The organism is Moorena sp. SIO1F2 (assembly GCF_010672755.1).
Classification (GTDB): Bacteria; Cyanobacteriota; Cyanobacteriia; order Cyanobacteriales; family Coleofasciculaceae; genus Moorena.
Genome location: NZ_JAAHFV010000556.1, coordinates 1 through 2,766 on the forward strand (window position 1 = coordinate 1; position 2,766 = coordinate 2,766).

At 45.0% G+C, this 2,766-nt stretch carries 2 protein-coding genes and 1 pseudogene; 1 reads left to right on the top strand and 2 read right to left on the bottom strand.

Annotated elements, in window-relative coordinates; translation table 11 throughout:
• Positions 1 to 235, bottom strand: a 235-nt coding sequence (locus F6J94_RS32660) for a hypothetical protein (RefSeq protein WP_293047844.1), incomplete at its 3' end; no start/stop codon positions are given.
• Between the two features lie 37 nt (positions 236 to 272).
• A complete protein-coding gene (mnmE, locus tag F6J94_RS32665) occupies positions 273 to 1,652 on the bottom strand; it encodes a tRNA uridine-5-carboxymethylaminomethyl(34) synthesis GTPase MnmE (protein ID WP_293047845.1) in 1,380 nt (459 codons plus the stop codon).
• A gap of 484 nt (positions 1,653 to 2,136) precedes the next feature.
• On the opposite strand from mnmE, the pseudogene F6J94_RS32670 reads away from it, so the two are divergent.
• Positions 2,137 to 2,652 (top strand): annotated as a pseudogene (locus tag F6J94_RS32670) (filamentous hemagglutinin N-terminal domain-containing protein); the annotation flags it as partial.
• Positions 2,653 to 2,766 lie beyond the last annotated feature (114 nt).

The window sequence follows — 2,766 nt, forward strand, 5'->3', positions numbered from 1 at the left end:
AGTAGCAATGATAAGTGAGTTCTTTTGGAATTGGTTGCGCCGTGTACTTGGAGACTTGTTCGCACGGTGCTTTGGGGACGAAGCGGGAGCAATCCCGCTGACTTACCCGATTTACCCTTAATAAAAACCTCCCCCATCTCCCCATATTCCCCTCCTGGTCGGGGTTAGGGGTGGGTTCCCATCTCCCCATATTCCCCTCCTGGTCGGGGTTAGGGGTGGGTTCCCATCTCCCCACACTTCCTATAATTATGGGTATTCAACCTAACTTAATATTACTTCCCAATACAGAAACGGCTGAAAATGCGGTCAAGCACTGATTCGGTTACTTCCTCTCCTGTAATTTCTCCCAAGGCTTGAATTGCTCCACGCAAATCTATGGTCCAAAAATCTAAGGGTAACTCTTGCGCAATAGTTTTTTGCACTTGCTCAAGAGACATTTTCGCCCGCGTCAAGGCAGCAGCTTGTCGTTGGTTAATCGCTAAATCTAAATCAGCGGCTTGCAGGTTGCCACGATTTACTGCGTCAAGAATTGCCTTCTCCAGAGCATCAATCCCTTGATTGTAGGCAGCAGCTGTCTTAACTACCTGCTCTATAGTATTAGGATAGCATAGGGTAGATTCACTCTTATCACTGGCCAGGTCAGTTTTGTTAATCACTAGAATTACCGGACGTTCTTGCACCTGTTGGTAAATTTCCTGATCCCCTGCACTCCAGCCAGTGGTTGCTTCAATCACCAGTAATACCAAGTCAGCCGCCATGGCTGCACTACGCGATCGCTCTACTCCAATCTTCTCCACTTGGTCAGCGGTTTCGCGAATTCCTGCTGTATCGAGTACCTGTACCGGGATTCCCCCTACCACTAACTGAGATTCCACCACATCCCGAGTGGTACCAGGAAGGTCAGTGACAATAGCGCGATCGCATCGACTCCAGGCATTCAATAAACTCGATTTTCCGACATTGGGTCGCCCAAGGATCACCACTTTTAAACCCGTGCGCAATAGTTCACCCTGATCCGCTGTGGCTAATAGTCGGGATACTTCTGTTAAGATATTGTTAAGTTGAGCTACAATTGCGCCTTGATCAAGGGGCGGTAAATCCTCCTCAAAATCAATTCGAGCCTCAATTTCTGCCAAAATATCCAGGCAAGTAGCTCTGGCTTCCCGAATGGGTGTGGCGAGCTTGCCCTGCAACCCAGCTAGGGCGGCTTGAACGGCTGCTAGGGAGCGAGACCCCACTAAGTCCGCAACACTTTCTGCCTGAGTCAAATCCAAGCGCCCATTCAAAAATGCCCGTAGGGTAAATTCTCCTGGCTGTGCTAATCTAGCACCTTGTTCGAGGCACAATTGCAACACTTTTTGGACGGGCATGATCCCACCGTGGCAATGGAATTCTACCACATCTTCACGAGTGTAGGAACGGGGAGCTTGCATAATCAGCAGCAATGCCTCATCCACTAGCTGTTGGGTTTTGGGATGACGCACATAGCCGTAGAGAATCCGGTGACTCTCCCAAGCCTGACGCCCCGGTGCCTGGAATAAAGTACGGGCAATTGCGATCGCATCTCTTCCTGACAGTCGCACAATACCGATACTGCCTTGTTGGGGGACAACTGCTGTTGCGATCGCAGCAATGGTTTCACTCTGGAACATCTGAGATCAAATTCGGTTAACTTATGATCATATCTCTTTTGGTGGTCATAGGTAATGGGTCATGGGTAATTATAGAGGAGGGAACAGGGAACATAGAAGAGACAATAAGCAACAGGCAAGAAGCAAGAAGCAACAGGCAAAAACATTGCGTACCTTACTAGACTGAAATATATGAGTTTTTAAAACGATAATTTTTGGTAATTTTATAATAATTAATCCAGATTTTACATTATTTTGTTTACGGTTAAACTAGGATGGTTGTATTACCACTAGCTATAGGAGTTATTTTTATTTATTTTTTTTATAAAGATGAGCATTTTTATGTGAAGTTATTAACGATCATGAAATTCCATTTATCAAGATAATAATAAATTTAACTATATAAAAAAAGATTCGATGAACCTTGTTAAGTATTCAGCAATTTAAATTTAAAATTAAAACCGATTAAGATAACCGTATCAGAAAGATTTTACGAATAAGCCAGATGAAATTAGCTGTGAGTAGAATTAGTCAATCCCTGAGCGTTCTCTATGTGTTGGCAGGACCTCTTTGGGTTATACCGACAATAGCACAGCCGATTCAAGCCGATCACACCACTGACACGGAAGTTATCCAAGATGGTAATCGCTTTGATATTGACGGAGGTACTCGATCAGGTGATGGCTCTAATCTATTTCACAGCTTTCAGGAGTTTGGTTTAGACCAAGACCAAATTGTTAATTTTTTGTCTCAACCCGGTATAAAAAACATTCTCAATCGGGTTACAGGTGGCAACGCTTCAGTGATTAACGGTCTCATCCAAGTCACAGGGGGCAACCCCAACCTGTTTTTAATGAACCCAGCGGGGATAATTTTTGGTGCCGATGCCCAGCTGAACGTCCCAGGAGCATTCACCGCTACCACCGCTACAGGTATTGGCTTTGGTGATAATAATTGGTTTAGTGCCTTTGGTAACAACGACTACTTTTCTTTAATTGGAACACCTAGTGTCTTTAGGTTCGAGACATTAGGTACACCAGTTCTCCAGTACTGATCACAGTGCCACCGAGTAAGGTTAGGTTATTTCCTGGTGTCACCTCTAGCTGGCCCTGATTGATAATGGCTCCTGGTGTAA

Excerpts from the sequence above, each read along its gene's own strand:
- mnmE (WP_293047845.1), bottom strand. The coding sequence starts at position 1,652 with ATGTTCCAGAGTGAAACCATTGCTGCGATCGCAACAGCAGTTGTCCCC.